The sequence below is a fragment of the Pedobacter sp. AC212 genome (genome assembly GCF_979258625.1).
Genome location: NZ_OZ409870.1, coordinates 4,499,378 through 4,518,445, shown reverse-complemented (window position 1 = coordinate 4,518,445; position 19,068 = coordinate 4,499,378). Strand labels below are relative to the sequence as shown.

Genomic DNA, 19,068 nt, shown 5'->3' with positions numbered 1-19,068 from the left:
AAAAATATATAAACGGTAGAAAGAAAAGCTTTTCACTTTAGTCTTTCTGCTTTTAGCTTAAATAAAAATGGAACTAAGTAAAATAAATAGAGTGTTTTTTGTAGGTATCGGTGGTATCGGCATGAGTGCGCTTGCTCGTTATTTTACTAAACGCGGTCAGGTGGTTTGTGGTTACGATAAAACCAGAACGAAATTGACCGAGACTTTGGAACAGGAAGGCATTTTGATCACTTATTTGGATGAGGCAGCATCTCTGCCTTGCGCATTTTTAGATCATCATGATGATACGTTAATTGTTTATACACCTGCCATTCCGAAAGATTCCAAAATTTTAAATCACTTCATCGATAAAGGCTTCAGTCTTAAAAAACGCTCTGAAGTTTTAGGCATCATCAGCAAAGGCATGTTTTGTATTGGCATTGCAGGTACACATGGCAAAACCACTACCTCATCAATTGTTGCTCATCTTTTAAAGGACACAGGTTACGATTGTACTGCTTTTTTGGGTGGAATTACCAGTAACTACAACAGCAACGTATTGTTTGGGAAAAATAATGTGGTAGTCGTTGAGGCAGACGAATATGACCGTTCATTTTTAACGTTACATCCTGATATTGCAGTGGTTACTTCAATGGATGCCGATCATTTAGATATTTATGGAGACAAAAGTCATTTAGATGAATCTTTCCAGTTGTATGCTGGTCAACTCAAAACAAATGGTACACTTTACGCCTATGAGGGTTTGCCGTTGAACAATAGCATTAGCTATGCAGCAAGCATAACTGCAACCGTCAAGGCCGAAAACCTTCGGGTAGAAGGGTCGAAGTTTGTATTTGATTATACTGATAATGATACTCAGATTAAAGACATCAGCTTAATGTTGCCTGGCAAGCACAATGTAGAAAATACAACGGTTGCCATTGCCATTGCTTTAAAACTGGGAATTGATGAAGATAAAATTAAGCAAGCAGTAGCAAACTTTAAAGGCGTAAAACGCAGGTTCGAATACATCGTAAATAACGATAATCAGATTTACATTGATGATTATGCCCATCATCCAGAAGAATTAAGAGCTTGTTTCGAAGCTGTTCGTCAGCTATATCCGGATAAGAAGCTTACGGTTATTTTTCAGCCACACTTGTTTACGCGTACGCGGGATTTTGCTGATGACTTTGCAAAAGTTTTAAGCACAGCTGATGATTTGTTACTGCTGGAAATATATCCGGCGAGAGAATTGCCTTTGGAAGGTATTGATTCGAAGTTTTTATTGGATAAAATCAACCTGAAGAATAAACAAATATGTGGAAAAGATTTTGTGGTTCAGTATGTTAAGGACACAAAGCCTGAGTTAATTTTAACGGTTGGTGCGGGTGATATTGATACAATTATTGAACCTCTGAAAAATACATTAAACCATGCTTAAAAGAATAAACTGGAGCGCAATATTTACTGGCTTTGCCTGGCTGATTAGCTTGGCAGGTGTGGTAGTGCTTTTAAGTTTCATCAACATTAAAAAGCAAACAGTTAAATGTACGGATGTAAAAATTTTAATTCCTGGTGCAGATAACTTCATCGAAAGAGAAGAAATTGATCAAATTTTAAGAGAAGATCAGGGCGTATTGCTGGGACGAAATATCGAAAATATCAATATTCATAAAATAGAAAAGAAGCTGCAATCTAATCCATACATCGCCTTTGCGAAGGTGTACGTAGAAATGGATGGTGTGTTGCACATAGAAGTGAAACAGCGCCAGCCGGTGGTGAGGATATTAAACAGTAGCGGTCAGGATTTTTATATTGACAACGACGGTTTGAAAATGCCAATCTCCTCAAACTTTACCGCAAATGTTTTGGTGGCAACTGGCAATATTACCGAGGTTTTTGGAAGTAGAGTTGATACCCTGCATACCAAATTGGCTCATGATATTTATAAAACAGCTTTGTTTATCAAGAGAGATACTTTGTGGGATTCGCAGATTGAGCAATTGGTTGTTGATCAAAAAAATGATATTGAATTGATTCCCCGAGTAGGCGATCAGCGCATCATTTTAGGTAACGCCGATTCTTTAGAAAAGAAGATGACTAACCTTTTGCTGTTTTACAAAAAAGCAATGCCTCAAGTAGGTTGGGATGCCTACAGAACAATTAATATTAAATATACCAATCAAATCGTTTGCGAAAAAAGAGATTCGACAGCAATTGCCAGAAAGCGAAAAACAATTTCATCTTCCGATAGTTTGAGAATACAACAAAAGGTAGCCGATTCGCTAATCAAAAACGTGATCAACGATGCTATTGTAGAACAAACTGCTGCTGTTGTTCCGAAAAAGACGGAAACGAAAACTGTTGAGCCAAAAAAGCCACAAGTAAAAGCAGTTGCTTCAGCAAAGACTGAAACCAAAAAACCAGTGGTAGCTGCAGCAGTTAAGCCAAAGGAACAAAAGCCCGCAGAAAAAAAGCCGGCGACTTCGCAAACAACCGAAAAGAAAAAAACAAATACAAAATCTGCAGCCCAACTGAAGCTGGAGAGAGAAAAAGAAATCAGAGCCCTAGAAAAACAATATAAAACTCAACAAAATTAACGAATATGGACAAGGCAAAATTTACCAGTCAGTCTCCCATTGTAGTAGGATTAGATATCGGTACTACAAAAATATGTGTTATCGTTGGCCGTAGAACCCAACATGGTAAGATAGAAATTTTAGGAATAGGAAAGGCAGAATCGGCGGGGGTGACACGAGGAGTAGTTTCTAACATTCAAAAAACAGTGCAGGGCATTGCTCAGGCGGTTGAGGTGGCGAGTGGACAATCAAATGTAGAAATACAAGTGGTAAATGTTGGTATTGCCGGTCAACACATTAAAAGCTTGCAGCACCGAGGAATTTTAACAAGAAGAGAATTAAATAACGAAATCGGTAAAAAAGATATCGATAAGTTAATTGATGATATGTTTAAATTGGTGATGCCTCCAGGTGAGGAAATTATCCATGTATTACCACAAGAGTTCACCATTGATAACGAACCGGGAATTAAGGATCCTATCGGGATGGCCGGTGTACGTTTGGAGGCTAATTTCCATATCATCTCCGGGCAGGTTACAGCGGTTAAAAATATCATCAAATGTGTAAATAATGCAGGATTGCAAACTCAAGATCTGATACTTGAGCCATTGGCATCTTCTGAATCGGTGTTGAGCGATGAAGAAAAAGAGGCTGGTATTGCATTGGTTGATATAGGTGGTGGAACTACTGATATTGCCATCTTCCATGAGGGTATTATTCGTCATACAGCTGTGATTCCGTTCGGGGGGAATAGCGTCACTGAAGACATCAGGGAAGGTTGTTCAGTAATGCGCAATCAAGCTGAGTTATTGAAAACACGTTTTGGTTCTGCTTTGGCTGAAGAAAATAAAGAAAACGAGATCATTTGCGTTCCTGGTCTTCGCGGTCGTGAGCCGAAAGAAATTTCGGTTAAAAACCTGGCTTATGTTATCCAGGCCCGTATGGAAGAAATCATCGAGCATGTTTACTACGAGATCAAATCTTCTGGTTATGAGAAAAAACTAATCGGCGGAATTGTAATCACGGGTGGTGGTGCTTTATTGAAACACTTATCGCAGGCGGTAGAATATGTTACAGGCTTAGATTGCCGTATTGGTTATCCAAATGAGCATTTATCTAAATATGAAGATATGCCAAAGGCGATTTACGATGATTTGAAAAGCCCGATGTATGCTACCAGTGTTGGTTTATTAATCAAAGGTATTCAGAAAGCTGAAGAATTAATTGAGGAAATGAAACAGCCGGGTGTTTTTGTAGAAAAGCCAAAAGCACAGAAAGAAAAAGAAAAACGCGGTCCGGGTTTATTTGACAAACTCCTGGCTAAAACAAAAACATTCATTCAAGATGATATGAATGTTAGCGATGAAGATTATCTGAAAAGCTAAGTTTTTTTCAACAACATGTGAGTTTTCCACATTCTTAACACTTGTGGAAAACGTCTGTTGAAAAAGTGTTAATATTACGTTGAGTAATGAACAGAATTTAAAACTTTTTAAACAACTGATTCATAAAGATATGCAGTTCGAAATGTTAAAAGATAAGTCATCAATCATCAAAGTAATTGGTGTTGGGGGCGGTGGCGGCAACGCAGTAAACCATATGTACCTGTCGGGTATTACTGGTGTAGACTTTATTATTTGTAATACAGATGCCCAAGCTTTGGAATCTAGTCCGATACCTAACAAGGTACAATTAGGGGCTAGTTTAACTGAAGGTATGGGTGCTGGTTCTATTCCAGAGGTTGGCAAAAACTCAGCGATAGAAAATATCGATGATATTAAAGCCATGTTGGGTAGTACAACAAAAATGTTGTTTATTACTGCTGGAATGGGTGGTGGTACCGGAACTGGTGCATCTCCAATTATTGCCAAAGCTGCCAAAGAACTTGATATTTTAACAGTTGCCATTATTACCACGCCATTCTCTTTTGAAGGAAAGAGACGTAAGCTTCAGGCTGATGAGGGCATGGAAGAATTGAAAAAATATGTAGATTCTTATTTGGTGATCTCTAACGATAGATTGCGTGAGATCTTCGGGAATTTAACCCTAGGTTCTGCATTTGGTCAGGCCGATGATATTTTAACAACAGCAGCAAAAGGCATTGCAGAGATTATTACAGTTCCAGGTTATATAAACGTGGACTTTAAGGATGTGCGTACTGTAATGAAGGAGAGCGGTGTCGCCATTATGGGTAGTCACGCAGCTGATGGTGAAGATCGTGCTTTACAAGCAGTTGAGGGTGCTTTAGCATCTCCACTATTAAAAGATAACGAAATTGAAGGTGCCCGCTATATTTTATTGAACATCAGTTCTGGTGTTCAGGAAGTAACAATGGATGAAGTTTCCATCATTACTGATTACATTCAGGAAAAAGCAGGTTTATCTGCTGATTTAATTTGGGGTAACTGTACAGATGAATCATTAGGAGAGAAATTATCGGTAACTATTATTGCTACTGGCTTCCAAACATCTGAAGAGCGTGTTCATGAAGAGAAAAACAAAAAGAAGATCTCATTATTAACTCCTGAAGAAGCTCCGTTGGTTCGCCCGGTTGAGCCGGTAAATTCTTTTATTCAGCCAAAGGCTGCTCCAAGTTACGAGCCGGTTTTGAAAGCTAAAGAGGAAGTTTCACAAGCTGATCTTTTCGGTGGAATGTTTGCAAAAGCTGAACCTCAAAAAGTTCAAGAGCCTGAAAATAATGTTGTTCGTCATACTTTAATTGAAGAAGAGCCTCAGGTAGAAGAACCACAGGAAACAGGTTTTGAGTTTGAGGTAAAGTTGGCAGAAACCAATTTTGTGTTCGAAACACCAGCGGTACAACCTGCTCCAGAGCCGGAAGTGGAAATGCCTGTTACTGGTTTGGATGACGACAAAAATGATGAATCGATGGAAGAGCAGTTGAAAAAATCTAAAGAACGTATCTTACGTCTGAAAGATTTAAGCATGAAATTGCGCACTACCAACGGCTTGCAAGAATTAGAAAATGAACCTGCTTACAAACGCAAACAAATGCAGCTACAGCAAGTTCAACATTCTTCTGAATCGCAAGTGAGTCGTTTCACTTTAAGTAACGATCAAGATGGTGGTACAGAGATTAGACCAAACAATTCTTTCTTACACGATAACGTTGATTAAATCAAACCAAATATAATTTTAAAGCCTCGATTTACTATCGGGGCTTTTTTGGCATAAATTTAGATTGTTAAAAATCTTAATTGACAAGCGGAAGATTAATCTGGTTGATTTTAAGCCAAATAAACCGTAAATTCGCAAAATTTTTATTATCAAAAAACACATAATACATTGGATATATTTGAAAAGATAGCAAAGCACATGGGCCCACTTGGTCAACACCAAAAATGGTCTCATGGGTATTTCTCGTTTCCAAAATTAGAGGGAGAAATTGCACCTCACATGCAATTCAAAGGAAAAGAGCATTTGGTTTGGAGCTTAAACAATTATTTAGGTTTAGCCAACCACCCAGAAGTTAGAAAAGCAGACGCTGATGCAGCTGCAGAATTTGGTATGGCTTACCCGATGGGTGCCCGTATGATGAGTGGAAACTCCAAATACCACGAACAACTGGAGCAGGAACTTGCAGCATTTGTGGGTAAACCTGATGCGTTTTTATTGAATTATGGTTATCAGGGGATGGTTTCTATCATCGATACTTTGGTGGATAGAAATGATGTGATTGTGTATGATGGCGAATCTCATGCCTGTATTATCGATGGTCTTCGTTTACACATGGGTAAACGTTTTGTGTACCAACACAACGATATTGCAAGTGCGAAAAAACAATTAGAGCGTGCTACGAAATTAACCAAAGAATCTGGCGGAGGTATTTTATTAATTACCGAAGGTGTTTTTGGTATGAGTGGTGCTCAAGGTAAACTGAAAGAGATTGTTGATTTAAAGAAAGAATTTGATTTCCGTATTTTGGTTGATGATGCTCACGGTTTTGGTACAATGGGTAAAACTGGTGCAGGTACGCACGAAGCTCAAGATTGTATCGAAGGAATTGATGTTTACTTCGGAACCTTTGCAAAATCTATGGCCGGTATTGGCGCTTTTGTAGCTTCTACTGAAGAGATTACCAACTTTTTAAGATATAACATGCGTTCACAAACTTTTGCTAAGGCGTTGCCAATGCCAATGGTTAAAGGATTATTAAAACGTTTGGAATTGTTGAAGAGCAAACCAGAACTTAAAGATAAGTTATGGGAAATTGCGATGACTTTGCAAAAAGGATTGCGTGAAAGAGGCTTCGATTTGGGTGTAACTGATTCTGTGGTAACGCCAGTTTTCTTAAAAGGAGAGCTTACTGATGCGACAGCAATCACTTTCGATTTACGCCAGAACTACAGCATTTTCTGTTCGATTGTTGTTTATCCGGTAATTCCAAAAGGAATGATTGAGTTGCGCTTAATTCCAACAGCTGTACACACATTAGAAGATGTTCAACGTACGTTAGATGCTTTTAGCGAAGTTGCAGAAAAGCTTGAAAATGGTTATTATAAAGAGAATCAGTTTGCAATAGCTTAATTGATAATTATATTTTAAAAGCCCTTTAAACTAGTTTAAAGGGCTTTTTTTATGAGTTAATTTTTTTAATATACTGCAAGTCAGATCGTTGCTTGTTGTTTTTATAATTACTGATGTTCATAAAACGTTTCAGTGTGGAAAAAAACGGCATCAACGGCGATTTTTATTCAGTTAAAAATTTTTGTTTCTACAACAAACCTATTAAATTAGAGTTAGATAATTAAAAATCAAACCTTTAAAATTGTAGGAGTACTAAAAAATGAAAAAATTTGAAGAAGTAAAAAGTCTGGTTGCAGCTTTAGAAGCTGATGCAGACAAATTTTATAACAAAGGAAACAGTGCCGCAGGAACAAGAGTTCGTAAAGGCATGCAGGATTTGAAAAACTTAGCTCAGGCGATTCGTTTGGAGGTTCAGGACACTAAAAATAAAGCTTAAGCAATAAAGATATTTAAAGAAGTCAAGTTCAAAAACTTGACTTCTTTTGTTTTTTAAGCTAATTGACCTAGTTTTTCGATCTCTTTGATAATCGATTGTTCTAATGTTGAAGACGCTTTAATCAATGGTAACCTTACTGTATCATCACAAACACCCAGATGTTTAAGTGCAGCTTTTATTCCCGCTGGGTTTCCTTCTGCAAATGCTAAACGCGTAAATTCTACCAAGCTTAAGTGTGCAGGAGTGGCGCCTTTGAAATCCCTGGCTAAACATTGTCTCACCATATCAGAAAACTGTCGTGGTAAAGCATTCGCAATTACAGAAATAATTCCAGATGCACCTAAAGCAATCATTGGCAGAGTAATAGGGTCATCACCAGAAATTAATAGGAAATCTTCTGGTTTATCCCTCATAATCTGATTGAATTGGTCAAAACTTCCTGAAGCTTCTTTCGTGGCAATGATATTATCGAAATCATGCGCCAATCTACAGGTGGTTTCAGGAGTCATATTACTCATCGTACGTCCAGGAACATTATAAACGATTAAATCCAAAGGTGAAACCTCGGCTAAATATTTATAGTGTTGGTAAATTCCTTCTTGAGTTGGCTTGTTGTAGTAAGGACTTACAGATAAAATGGCACTATAGCCGTTTGCATCAAAAGATTTGATATCTTCTGCAACAGCCAAGGTATTGTTGCCACCAATGCCGGCAACTAAGGGTAATCTATTATTGTTTATTTCAGCAGTATAAGCCCACACCTTCTTCTTCTCATCCTTGGTCATTGTAGCGGTTTCGCCGGTTGTGCCTAAAGAAACGAGGTAATCTATCCCTCCGTCGATCAAGTGATTAATCAGGTTTTTTAAACCATTATAATCAACAGATCCATCTGTGTTGAAAGGTGTAACCAATGCCACACCAGTACCCTGAAATTTATTCATTTTAATTTATAATTATTGAATTTTGAATAACAGATTGAATGAAGGTGTTAAGCATTCATTTAATCACTCATTCAATCACGCTCTCATTTTATTTTATCATTTCTAAAAGTTCTGCATCACTGATGATGGGAATATTTAGTTTGTTTGCTTTCTCTAACTTGGATGGTCCCATATTATCACCGGCTACCAAATAATTTAATTTACCTGATATTCCACTCAAAATTTTTCCACCATTTGCCTCAATAATATCTTTCAATTCTTCGCGGCCGTAATTTTCAAAAACGCCCGAAATTACGAATGTTTTTCCAATAAGTTTATCACTCGCCAGTTCAATTACCTTTTCTTCAATTTCGAACTGCAAACCCGCTAATTTTAATAGATGAACCTGCTCTAAATGCTCTTTTTTTGCGAAATACTCAACAATGCTTTCGGCAATGCGTTGCCCAATTTCATCTATGGCAATTAATTCGTCAATTGTGGCACGAGATAAGTTGTCGATATTTTTTACGCCAGCGGCTAGTTTTTTTGCAACTGTTTCTCCCACGTAACGAATGCCTAATCCGAAAAGCACTTTCTCAAATGGCATTTCTTTTGATTTTTCGATTCCAGCAAGCATGTTTTCAATGGAGCGTTCGCCAAACCGATCTAAGCTTTTTAACTGATCTGATTTTAAATGTAAAGTATAGAGATCGCTAATGTGATTGACTAAGCCATGTTTATAAAAAGTTTCAATAGTTTCATCACCCAGCCCATCAATGTTCATCGCTTTGCGTGAAATAAAATGTTGAATTTTTCCGACGATTTGTGGCGGGCAACCTTCATCGTTCGGACAATAGTGCACCGCTTCTCCTTCTTTTCTAATCAGTTCAGTTCCGCATTCCGGGCAGTTGTGTAGATAATGAACACGGTTGGAGCCTTCAACTCTTTTATCTAAATTCACTTTTATTATTTTCGGAATGATTTCCCCGCCTTTCTCTACAAAAACAGTATCGCCTTCATGTAAATCCAATCTTTCGATTTCGTTTGCATTATGCAAAGTAGCTCTTTTAACAGTTGTTCCTGCCAATAAAACAGGCTTTAAATTAGCTACGGGCGTTACTGCTCCAGTTCGACCAACCTGATAGGTTACCTTCTCTAAAACGGTTTCCACTTCGGCAGCTTTATATTTATAGGAGATGGCCCAGCGTGGAGATTTAGCTGTAAAACCAAGTTCCTGTTGCTGGGCATAACTGTTCACCTTAATCACGATTCCATCAATATCGTAACTCAGTTTAAAACGCTCAGTTTCCCAATGGTGAATGAATGCCAAAACATCATCAATATTTTTAACTAAGCGATTGTGTTCGCACACATGAAAGCCCCAATCTTTAACCGCTTGTAGGCTATCCCAATGATTTTTAAACTCGTTTTTGTCGGTGTATAAAAAATAAATGAAACCATCTAAAGGTCTCTTCGCAACTTCCTTGCTGTCTTGCATTTTTATCGTTCCGGAAGCAAAGTTGCGTGGATTAGCGTAAGGAATTTCTCCTAATTCTTCACGTGCAGCATTTAAACGCAGAAACGCGGCCTTATGCATAAAAATCTCTCCCCGAATTTCGAAATGCTCTGGTGCTTTTTCAGTTTTGATTTGGTGCGGGATAGTGTGGATGGTTTTAACATTATTGGTCACGTCATCACCTTTGCTTCCATCGCCACGGGTTACTGCTCTTAGCAATTTTCCGTTTTCATAAGTGAGGCTGATTGATAATCCGTCAAACTTTAATTCGCAAACGTATTCAAAGTTATCGCCGATTGCTTTTCGAATCCGTTCGTCAAAATCGCGAAGATCCTGTTCATTATAAGTATTACCCAGCGATAACATTGGGTATTTATGATTTACGGTAATAAAGTTTTTGGTAATGTCGCCACCTACTCGTTGAGTAGGAGAGTTTGGGTCAGCAAAATCAGGATTTGCCTTTTCTAATTCAGCAAGATGCTTAAGCTTTTTATCAAACTCATAATCGCCAATGGTTGGCATAGCCAGTACATAATAATTGTAATTATGCTGGTTTAACTCGGCAACCAGCGCATCCATTTCTTCTTTAATTGCAAATAGCGACATAAGAGCAAATATAAAAAAAGGATGAGTTGCTTTAGGATTCGTTTGGAAAAATAATTAACTGCCGGATAATTGATCCGATATCTCCTCGAAAATTTCCATAAAATCTTTCTCCAGCGTTTCCTTAAATATTTCCAATTGAAATGTTAGCGCTGCCAATTGCTTTTCGTTTAAAGTTTCTGGCCACAAACGCATGCAAATTCTATTTAGCGCATAGCTGATGTTTTCTAGCTTTTGATAACTCAAGAGGTATTTGCTACTAATGAAACCTTCCATAAATTTAAAAAAAACCGATTGATCTTTCAAGCCACAATGCGTGAGGAAATCGCCTAGTGATTCCTTTTTCACCGCCGATAATTTGTCGTAAAAATGATTTACCTGAATGAGATTGTGTTCTATTAGTAGGTGATCAAGTAGAAGTTCTAACCCGATGTGCGCTAAAAACGAGGGTCGAACCGGCGTATTTTCGACAATTGGTTTTATAAGGAACTTCAATTCAGTAGTTTTTTCCAAGAAATAATTGGAAGAGTGGAAAAGCAAATCAACTGAGAGATGTCTTTTCCAGCCTCTTAATAGCGATTCTTCATCAGGATTTCCTAAGAAAAGGAATTCGTTTTTTTGAGGGTATAAATTGGCCTCTTTGGAAGCGTTTTTTATTAAGTCAGGCAATACTGTTCCCAAAACCACATTGGCATCATCATTTGATTTATCGAAGTAGTAGTGAGACAAGAAATTCATGCTCACAAGTTAATGTTTTCTTTATTGCCGAAAAACTGAATTGGGTAAATGTTCGGCTTCGAACCTGTATTGTTTTGTAAGTTAATTATTTATAAATTTAAATACCATAATTGATCATCATGCCTCATCCCAAAACTTACAGGATTCTTTCTTTAGATGGAGGCGGATCCTGGGCGCTTATTCAAGTAAAATGTTTAAGAAAGCTCTTTGCAGAAACTTTTAATAATCCTGATCCAACAGGGCATGAGGTATTGTCAAAATTCGATTTGGTGGCTGCCAATAGTGGCGGGAGCCTCGTTGCCGCCGCTATGGCCGAGAACCTTCGTTTATCAGAAATTGAAAAGATTTTTGGCGATGAACAATTGAGGAGTAAGGTATTTTCCAGATTAAGTTTTTTTGAAAAAAGTTTGCTTTCCAGCGTAGCTCGAATTTTTAAAATAGGTGCAAAATATGCAACAAAACGAAAATATCAAGCCTTAAAAGATATTCTTCCAAAAATATCGCAAATTGATCTGATGCACATTCCACAACATGTTGCGGTTAACGGAGATATCAAAACTCAATTTTTAATTATCGGATACGATTACTATCGTAACCGGGCGGAAATGTTTCGAACAGATTGCGATAGCTTGGCATCTACATCGGTGATAGAGCGGAAACTTAAAAATTTGTCCGCTACTGCTAAAACACCTTCAGATTGTTTAGTGAGTTTGGTTGAGGCCATTCACGCTTCGAGTACGGCACCCGTTAATTACTTTAACGAACCTGCGGCGTTCAAAGTAAATAATAAGCTCAAATTTTATTGGGATGGCGGCGTAACGGGTAATAATAATCCGGTTTTAGCAGCTGTTACTGAGGCCATTTGCAACCGTGAACAGTATCAAATTGAGCACATTCAAGTTCTCTCAATAGGTACAGGATCTGTTTCGCAACTGCAATACGATGAAGAAATTCCTGTGCGTTACGATGAATTGAAAGCGAAACATGAGGCGCCAGGCTTGATTAAGGATATTCAAAAAATGGGAACCAGTATTTTGAATGACCCGCCTGATACAGCAGCTTTTATTGCTTACATGATTTTGAACTCATCGATGCCTGCAAAACCTATAGATTTTATAAGAATGAACCCAGTATTGCGCCCAATGATGGTTAATGATACAGCTGGTAAACATTGGGATTTGCCCGCAGGTGTAAACAAAGACGAATATGTGGCGCTAAATGCCATGGATATGGATGCTGTTGAAGATAAGGAAGTATCTTTAATTATTAAATTGTGCGAGAATTGGTTGGGAAATTCAGGCGTTCCAAATCAGGCTATTCGCAGCGACAGTAAGCTAAATTGTTTAATTGGCCATGCTGATTTTAACGCCGCCAAGACTGATTTTAAAAGCTGGTTTACACTTACCAACTAATTTGCTTTAAACTAAGCTAAAATTTTATCTTTGCACGCACAATTATAAAAGTGTTTGTACAATGACGAATTTTGTTGAAGAGTTAAGGTGGCGTGGCATGCTGCATGATATTATGCCGAATACTGAAGAAAAGTTAAACGAAGGTATGACTTCTGGTTATATCGGGTTTGACCCAACTGCAGATTCTTTACATGTTGGCCATCTCACGCAGATCATGACTTTAATTCATTTCCAAAAAGCTGGTCATAAGCCTTATGCTTTAGTGGGTGGTGCCACAGGAATGGTGGGCGATCCTTCAGGAAAGTCTGATGAGCGTAATTTGCAAACACCAGAGATGATTGAACACAACCTGAAAGGGATGAAGAAGCAATTGGCTAAATTCTTAACTTTTGAGGATGGTGGCAATGGTGCAGTGATGGTAAACAACGCCGATTGGTTTAAGGATATGAATCTTTTTACCTTCATCAGAGATGTTGGTAAACATATCACTGTCAATTATATGATGGCAAAGGATAGCGTAAAAAGACGTTTAGAAGGTGATTCTGGATTATCATTTACCGAATTTTGCTACCAGTTGATTCAGGGATACGATTTTTATCATTTATGGAAAAATGAAAACTGTTTGGTTCAAATGGGTGGATCAGATCAGTGGGGAAATATTGTTACCGGAACAGAACTGATTAGAAGAAAAGATGCTGGAACAGCCTATGCGATTACTACGCAATTAATTAAAAAAGCTGACGGAACAAAATTCGGTAAAACTGAAAGCGGTGCGGTTTGGTTAGATCCCGAAAAAACTTCTCCATATAAATTTTATCAGTTTTGGTTAAATGCATCAGATGATGATGTTAAGAAATGGATCAGAATATTTACGCTAAAAACCAAAACCGAAATCGAAGCTTTAGAGGCTGAACATGATACAGCACCGCACTTGCGAATTTTGCAAAAAGCGTTGGCTGAAGACATCACCGTTAAAACGCACTCGGTAGAAGCTTTAGAAACAGCAATCAAAACTTCCGAATTTTTATTCGGAAACGGATCTCTTGAATTTTTGAAAACCCTTTCGGAAAGACAAGTATTAGAGATGTTTGAGGGAATTCCTCAATTCAAAATTTCGAAAGCAGAACTGGCTCATGGAATAGATGCTGCTACATTACTGGCTGAGAAAGCTTCCGTATTTCCTTCAAAAGGAGAAACCAAAAAGTTGATTCAAGGTGGTGGTGTTTCGGTAAATAAAGAAAAGGTTGCTGAAGCAACACAGATCTTTAATGCCGATCATTTGATTAATGATCAATTCATCGTTGTTCAGAAAGGTAAGAAAAACTATTTCCTGCTGATCGCGGAATAAGATTCAGTAAAATATTTTGTTTCAGAAAGTCTTAGATCATTCTAGGACTTTTTTTTTAAGAATTTTTTATTACCAGACAAAATGTATATATTTGAGTATGATTGTCGGTTATGAAAAGGAAAGTTGAAGAGTCAAAAGTTGTTGAAGAGCGTGTGGTAGCTTACGGAAACGTTATGCATACACCTATGGTGGCCATGATGGGTAGTTCCTTCGCCAATTATTCTGAATACGATTTGCTTAAACTCGCCCGTAAAGGGATTACCAAAAAATCAATAACTGCTCTGGCAAAACAGATTTCTTTAACGATAGAAGAAATTGCTGCAGTATTGCACATTTCAGATAGAACTTTACAGCGATATACGCCAGATACCTTGGTTAAAACGGAGTATGCCGATCGGGCCATTGAACTTGCAAGGTTATACGAAAGGGGCATTGAGGTTTTAGGTAGTGCCAAAGCATTTAACAGTTGGGTAAAATCCCCAAATTATGCCTTAGGTGGCGAAATTCCTTTTGATCTTTTAGATACACATATTGGTTTCACCATCGTATCAGATATTTTAGGCCGAATCGAGCACGGGATATTTAGTTAATGTTAATCTATAGAATTTCATCTTCAAAATATATTGAAGATTTAAGTGGCGCTGGTGCTAAACAATATGGCGGCAGGTGGAATAATAAAGGAACAGCTGTTGTGTATTTGGCGGAAAGCAGAGCCATGGCAGTAATGGAAGTGCTAGTGCATTTAAGTCCAGAGCAAGTAGACCGCCCTTTTGTTCTTGCTACATTTGATGTACCAGATGATAAAATATATGACATCAGCATTTTTGATTTGCCTGAGGATTGGAGAGATCCTCAGAAAGCGGATGAACTAAAAAAAATAGGCGATATGTTTGTTCGCGATGGAATTTATCTGTTGATGAAGGTTCCATCCATTATATTGGAGGAAGAATTTAATTTTATTATCAATCCTAACCATCCAGATAGTAAAAAAATTAAGCTTGTAAACAGAAGAGACTTCGTTTTTGATAAAAGATTTAAAACTTAGTTACTGCACCAACAAATTACAACCTCTAATATCGGCATTATCAAACCTACCTAAAACTTCAAAACTGCCGTCGCTGTTTACTCTGCCTAAATCCTGCGTAGCAATAAAAGAGCAAGAATTGATATTTGCTAAATCGATTACATTAATGCCGCCGGTTTTTCCGATTTGCACTAAAGATAATGGATCATTTGTATCACGAATCAAAACTTTCATCCACTTGGGGCAGTTGAAAATACCGTCTCCTAAAGAATAAGCCTGAGACAGCAATTCCGTCATTCCGTATTCGCTATGGATAGTGGGTACGCCAAAACCTTGAGTCAATTGTGCATGCAACTCTTCCCGAACCATTTCTTTGCGTTTTCCTTTCATTCCACCGGTTTCCATTACAATTAAATCAGGGAAATCGATATCGTAATTTTCAATAAAATCAAGTAGGGCATAGGTTACGCCAATTAAAACAGTTGGTTGGTTCTTCGTTTTAAGGGCAAGCAAAGTTTGGTACAAATCATCATGGTTATAAAGAAAATAACCGCTTTCAGGATGGTTGCTTTTTTCGATTAAATCATTAACCATATAAATTAACGAAGAGCCCGACCGCTGTTGGTAGGAGGGAAGCAAGGCTAAAAAGCAATAATTGCGAATGTTTCCGTAAAATTGATCAAAAGCTTGTAGATAGCTTTGCTCATATAGTTTAACATTGGTTACGTGATGACTGCTTTGAATCATTCCAGTGGTTCCCGAGCTGCTAAAAGTGATTTCAACAGGAAGTTGACTGCTTAAAATACTGTGCGTTTTAAAAAAGCTGATGGGAAGAAAGGGAATTTCTTCCAGGCGCTTTACTTCCGCCACATCAACTTTTAAATGATGAACGTATTGCCTGTAAATTTCACAATGCGTAACCTGGTGGTTAAAAACGGACAAAGCATGAGCACTAAACTCATCATCATTGTGTATTGAAAAGATATCTTCAGTAAGCAGCATCACACTACAAAAGTACGAAGCATTATGCTAACTTCTCGTCAGTTTTTTTAGCAAGCATGGCCATTCTAAAATGATAGCCACAAAAACCGCTGATGCCGGCAACCAATCCGCTTAATATTCCGGTAACTAATAGTAGCGCCCACCAAATTTTAATTCCTGTCATTACTGCAACGCGACCCGCCAAAACGTTGTCGTTAGGTAAACTTTTAAATAAAGCATAGCCAATCCACAGCAAAAAAATGGCAAAGAAAGATTGCCAGAAAGCAATTTTGGCTGTTTTACCGATGATGCCACAGGTGGCAAACGCAACTACAATAATTACCCACCAAGGCGCAATCATTTGAAGTAAAAAACAAATTATGACGATAACGATAAATACCATTTTAAACTATTTTGAAATTTTTAAACGAGAGATTATTTTTCCAGATTGATCGTCAGGAGTTTGCATGTAAAACAAGTCATACAGCTGACCACTTGCCCAGGTATCCACCATATTATCATAAAATTTACTACCCGGATTTCCAGATTGACCGCCTGGGTAAACACCATGACCTTTTGGCGTTTTACCTAGTTCAATCACCATCCTCCATGATGGTCCGTTGGTTTCACTGATGGCATTAATGGTGCTTTTTGCTCCTCCAATTTGGAGAATTTTCGAACCGAAACCTGGAATTTTCGCCAGGTGTGGTACATTCGTTTGCTTTACATTGCTCCATCGCCAATCTTTATTTATCGGGCCAAAACGGCGTTCTAAGCTATCACAGCTGTATTTGAAGGCGTCGTTTACCAAATCAGGAAGTGTTTCTTTTTGCTTGGTGTTGATGTTGTCATACCACTTGGCATTTGGTTCTTTTAGAATCATTTCCACGGTACGGTCTCTCGAAGGATAACGCATCGGAATGCCTTTCACTACAAATTCATCATTCCAGATATTGTAAGCTAAACGCTTGGTGAATATTTCAAAAACGCTGGCTGCAATTTCATCCGCATCATAACGTTTGCTCCATTTGTTTATATAGCTCAAGGCTTCTTTTTGTGTCGCATTTAAACTTTCTGGGTTTAACAACGGTACGACTGCAGGCAGAACGTTTTGAGCCAAAATACTGTAGTTATCGGTTTGCATTAACCTAATGCTATCCATCGTTGCTTTGCTCATGGCGCCTAAGCGATCATTAATTCTCTTTCCTCTTTCGTAAGGCGCAAATTCCCAGTTGATATAATAAGGGTAAGTTGGGTCGGTTGAGGATTGATTTGCCGAACTTACGAAACCACGTGGTGGATTTTTGACTGTTGGGTTTTGAGCCGCTGGAATCCATCCCTGCCAATCATAAGCCGGATCGGTTCCATCTAAAATAAACTTACCTTGTTCTTTCCATTTTAGTGGAAATTTTCCATTTGGTGTAATGGCGATATCGTTATCTATACTGGCGAACACAAAATTTTGAGCTGGTGCGGTATAAAAAGTGAGTGCCTTGCGGTAATCGTTATAGTTACTTCCTCGATTCAGATAATAAAAAGTCATCAATTCGTTTGACCGATCGTGTGCAATCCATCTCAAGGCATCTCCAACGGGCACGTTATCGGCTCTGCCATATTTAGGTTTTTGAAAGTAAACTACGGGACCATGGTGCGTATAATAAACCGTATCGATTTCATCTTTGCTTCCACGGATTTTGATGTTTTCTAAACGCCTGGTTGTTTTGTTCCATTTGTTATTGTACCAATATTCATTGTGGGATGAATCCTTGAATTTAATCTGATAGAAATCCAGCACATCGGCAGCAACATTGGTTACGCCCCAGGCAATTTTTTGGTTGAAACCTATAATTACTCCTGGTGCACCAGGTAAAGAAACGCCATAGGTATTTACCCCAGGTGCATGTAGCTGAATCTGGTACCAGATAGATGGAAGCGTTAAATCCAAGTGCGGATCATTGGCTAGAATTGGATATCCAGAAGCCGTTTTCGAGCCAGAAAGTGCCCAATTATTACTTCCGATACCTTCAATTTTTTCTTTTGTTTTTACATCGCCTGTGGTAGCATCGGTAAAACTTTGAGGCGTTTTTGGGGTTGGTAAAGGGGTGAAATCCCACTTGGTACCCACGGGAATAATCGGGTCTTCTTTAAAAGGATAATCAGGAAAAAGATCTTTAGTGACTTCTGGGCCAAATTTTTTCAGGATGTTAGTCATGTAAAACTCGTCGGAACCCATTGCCAAAACGGCCGACATTTGTTTTAATAACAGGGCGCACTTAATAGGCGTCCAGTTTTCAGGTTTAAAATCCAGTAACTTATATTCCAAAGGATAATTAGAATGAGAAAGCGTTTTGATATAAGCATTGATGCCTTCGGTATAAGCTAAAATCATTTCTTTTGCTTTTGGGTCAGCCATCATTCCTTTTAGCGAATGTTCAGCGCCATAAACCATGCCCATTCTACGTTGGTAACGATCAACTTCAATTGCTTTTTCTCCAACCACTTCACTAATTCTTCCTGCGGCAAAACGCGTTTGAAAATCCATTTGCCAAAGGCGATGCATGGCCGTTACGTAACCTTGTGCCAAATAAAGATCGTGATCATTTTGGGCGAAAATATGAGGGATCATTCTGTCATCAAAAACGATTTCAATTTTATCAATTGCGCCTTTAATTTTTGCTTTATGATTGAAAATAAAATGATTGTTTTCAGCATTTTGCCAAAACCCCATAAAAGGGTTCAGAAATTTCAGCAGCGGTGGGTTTTGGCCAATTTTCGTATTAAATAAAAAGGCAAGTGTTATGGGGATTATTACACAGAATAGAGCTTTAATTTTATTCATAAATAATGGTTAGCTGAAAACTATCAGGTGACTAAGATAAAGTAAAATGGTGATTTTAATTGAATGAAAATACAACAAACTGATTATCAATCCAAATTAAAAAATGAATCGAAATTATTATGCAAACATAATTTGTTTAATTCAA

16 protein-coding genes are annotated in these 19,068 nt (G+C 38.0%); 10 read left to right on the top strand and 6 right to left on the bottom strand.

Annotation, left to right across the window (positions count from 1 at the left end; translation table 11 throughout):
* Positions 1-67 precede the first annotated feature (67 nt).
* From murC to ACZZZC_RS19380, 6 genes are all read left to right on the top strand, one after another.
* Positions 68-1,423 carry a UDP-N-acetylmuramate--L-alanine ligase gene (gene murC, locus ACZZZC_RS19405; protein ID WP_463487944.1) on the top strand — a complete coding sequence of 452 codons (1,356 nt, stop codon included), beginning with the start codon at positions 68-70 and terminating at the stop codon, positions 1,421-1,423.
* Positions 1,416-2,582, top strand: coding sequence for a cell division protein FtsQ/DivIB (locus tag ACZZZC_RS19400; RefSeq protein WP_463487943.1), 1,167 nt, complete (start codon positions 1,416-1,418; stop codon positions 2,580-2,582). The genes murC and ACZZZC_RS19400 overlap by 8 nt, the downstream gene beginning before the upstream one ends.
* 5 nt (positions 2,583-2,587) lie before the next feature.
* Positions 2,588-3,946, top strand: a complete 1,359-nt coding sequence (gene ftsA, locus ACZZZC_RS19395; protein ID WP_056851706.1) for a cell division protein FtsA — start codon at positions 2,588-2,590, stop codon at positions 3,944-3,946.
* A gap of 130 nt (positions 3,947-4,076) precedes the next feature.
* Positions 4,077-5,696, top strand: coding sequence for a cell division protein FtsZ (gene ftsZ, locus ACZZZC_RS19390; protein WP_463487942.1), 1,620 nt, complete (start codon positions 4,077-4,079; stop codon positions 5,694-5,696).
* Positions 5,697-5,864: 168 nt separating this feature from the next.
* Positions 5,865-7,106 carry an aminotransferase class I/II-fold pyridoxal phosphate-dependent enzyme gene (locus tag ACZZZC_RS19385; protein WP_056851707.1) on the top strand — a complete coding sequence of 414 codons (1,242 nt, stop codon included), beginning with the start codon at positions 5,865-5,867 and terminating at the stop codon, positions 7,104-7,106.
* A 259-nt stretch (positions 7,107-7,365) separates the two neighbouring features.
* Positions 7,366-7,542, top strand: a complete 177-nt coding sequence (locus tag ACZZZC_RS19380) for a hypothetical protein (protein ID WP_010602932.1) — start codon at positions 7,366-7,368, stop codon at positions 7,540-7,542.
* Between the two features lie 53 nt (positions 7,543-7,595).
* Here the strand turns inward: ACZZZC_RS19380 and dapA are convergent, their stop codons facing one another.
* From dapA to ACZZZC_RS19365, 3 genes are all read right to left on the bottom strand, one after another.
* Entirely contained in the window at positions 7,596-8,483 is an 888-nt protein-coding gene (gene dapA / locus ACZZZC_RS19375) for a 4-hydroxy-tetrahydrodipicolinate synthase (protein ID WP_463487941.1), read from the bottom strand.
* Between the two features lie 88 nt (positions 8,484-8,571).
* The gene (ligA, locus tag ACZZZC_RS19370; protein ID WP_463487940.1) at positions 8,572-10,584 is read right to left on the bottom strand and encodes an NAD-dependent DNA ligase LigA; all 2,013 of its coding nucleotides are present in this window, start codon (positions 10,582-10,584) and stop codon (positions 8,572-8,574) included.
* A 54-nt stretch (positions 10,585-10,638) separates the two neighbouring features.
* A complete protein-coding gene (locus ACZZZC_RS19365; RefSeq protein WP_463487939.1) occupies positions 10,639-11,319 on the bottom strand; it encodes an ACP phosphodiesterase in 681 nt (226 codons plus the stop codon).
* Positions 11,320-11,438: 119 nt separating this feature from the next.
* Here ACZZZC_RS19365 and ACZZZC_RS19360 point away from each other — a divergent pair, with 119 nt between their 5' ends.
* The 4 genes from ACZZZC_RS19360 (at position 11,439) to ACZZZC_RS19345 (ending at position 15,124) form a co-directional block, all read left to right on the top strand.
* The gene (locus tag ACZZZC_RS19360) at positions 11,439-12,731 is read left to right on the top strand and encodes a patatin-like phospholipase family protein (protein ID WP_463487938.1); all 1,293 of its coding nucleotides are present in this window, start codon (positions 11,439-11,441) and stop codon (positions 12,729-12,731) included.
* Positions 12,732-12,792: 61 nt separating this feature from the next.
* On the top strand, positions 12,793-14,079 hold the full coding sequence (gene tyrS, locus ACZZZC_RS19355; protein WP_463487937.1) for a tyrosine--tRNA ligase: 1,287 nt from the start codon (positions 12,793-12,795) through the stop codon (positions 14,077-14,079).
* 110 nt (positions 14,080-14,189) lie between these two features.
* A complete protein-coding gene (gene parS / locus ACZZZC_RS19350; protein WP_463487936.1) occupies positions 14,190-14,669 on the top strand; it encodes a type II RES/Xre toxin-antitoxin system antitoxin in 480 nt (159 codons plus the stop codon).
* Positions 14,669-15,124, top strand: coding sequence for an RES family NAD+ phosphorylase (locus tag ACZZZC_RS19345; protein ID WP_463487935.1), 456 nt, complete (start codon positions 14,669-14,671; stop codon positions 15,122-15,124). The genes parS and ACZZZC_RS19345 overlap by 1 nt, the downstream gene beginning before the upstream one ends.
* Here ACZZZC_RS19345 and ACZZZC_RS19340 read toward each other — a convergent pair whose 3' ends face one another.
* From ACZZZC_RS19340 to ACZZZC_RS19330, 3 genes are read right to left on the bottom strand one after another with little or no spacing between them, the layout of a single operon-like run.
* Positions 15,125-16,105 (bottom strand): LuxE/PaaK family acyltransferase, encoded by a 981-nt coding sequence (locus ACZZZC_RS19340; protein WP_463487934.1) that lies wholly within the window; start codon positions 16,103-16,105, stop codon positions 15,125-15,127.
* Between the two features lie 22 nt (positions 16,106-16,127).
* Positions 16,128-16,487, bottom strand: a complete 360-nt coding sequence (locus ACZZZC_RS19335) for a hypothetical protein (protein ID WP_265798231.1) — start codon at positions 16,485-16,487, stop codon at positions 16,128-16,130.
* Positions 16,488-16,493: 6 nt separating this feature from the next.
* Positions 16,494-18,923 (bottom strand): penicillin acylase family protein, encoded by a 2,430-nt coding sequence (locus tag ACZZZC_RS19330; RefSeq protein WP_463487933.1) that lies wholly within the window; start codon positions 18,921-18,923, stop codon positions 16,494-16,496.
* Positions 18,924-19,068: the final 145 nt, after the last annotated feature.

What these genes read in the sequence shown, in the direction of transcription:
- murC (WP_463487944.1), top strand. Translation starts at nt 68, where the DNA reads ATGGAACTAAGTAAAATAAATAGAGTGTTTTTTGTAGGTATCGGTGGT.
- ACZZZC_RS19400 (WP_463487943.1), top strand. Translation starts at nt 1,416, where the DNA reads ATGCTTAAAAGAATAAACTGGAGCGCAATATTTACTGGCTTTGCCTGG.
- ftsA (WP_056851706.1), top strand. Translation starts at nt 2,588, where the DNA reads ATGGACAAGGCAAAATTTACCAGTCAGTCTCCCATTGTAGTAGGATTA.
- ftsZ (WP_463487942.1), top strand. Translation starts at nt 4,077, where the DNA reads ATGCAGTTCGAAATGTTAAAAGATAAGTCATCAATCATCAAAGTAATT.
- ACZZZC_RS19380 (WP_010602932.1), top strand. Translation starts at nt 7,366, where the DNA reads ATGAAAAAATTTGAAGAAGTAAAAAGTCTGGTTGCAGCTTTAGAAGCT.
- dapA (WP_463487941.1), bottom strand. Translation starts at nt 8,483, where the DNA reads ATGAATAAATTTCAGGGTACTGGTGTGGCATTGGTTACACCTTTCAAC.
- ligA (WP_463487940.1), bottom strand. Translation starts at nt 10,584, where the DNA reads ATGTCGCTATTTGCAATTAAAGAAGAAATGGATGCGCTGGTTGCCGAG.
- ACZZZC_RS19365 (WP_463487939.1), bottom strand. Translation starts at nt 11,319, where the DNA reads ATGAATTTCTTGTCTCACTACTACTTCGATAAATCAAATGATGATGCC.
- ACZZZC_RS19360 (WP_463487938.1), top strand. Translation starts at nt 11,439, where the DNA reads ATGCCTCATCCCAAAACTTACAGGATTCTTTCTTTAGATGGAGGCGGA.
- tyrS (WP_463487937.1), top strand. Translation starts at nt 12,793, where the DNA reads ATGACGAATTTTGTTGAAGAGTTAAGGTGGCGTGGCATGCTGCATGAT.
- parS (WP_463487936.1), top strand. Translation starts at nt 14,190, where the DNA reads ATGAAAAGGAAAGTTGAAGAGTCAAAAGTTGTTGAAGAGCGTGTGGTA.
- ACZZZC_RS19345 (WP_463487935.1), top strand. Translation starts at nt 14,669, where the DNA reads ATGTTAATCTATAGAATTTCATCTTCAAAATATATTGAAGATTTAAGT.
- ACZZZC_RS19340 (WP_463487934.1), bottom strand. Translation starts at nt 16,105, where the DNA reads ATGCTGCTTACTGAAGATATCTTTTCAATACACAATGATGATGAGTTT.
- ACZZZC_RS19335 (WP_265798231.1), bottom strand. Translation starts at nt 16,487, where the DNA reads ATGGTATTTATCGTTATCGTCATAATTTGTTTTTTACTTCAAATGATT.
- ACZZZC_RS19330 (WP_463487933.1), bottom strand. Translation starts at nt 18,923, where the DNA reads ATGAATAAAATTAAAGCTCTATTCTGTGTAATAATCCCCATAACACTT.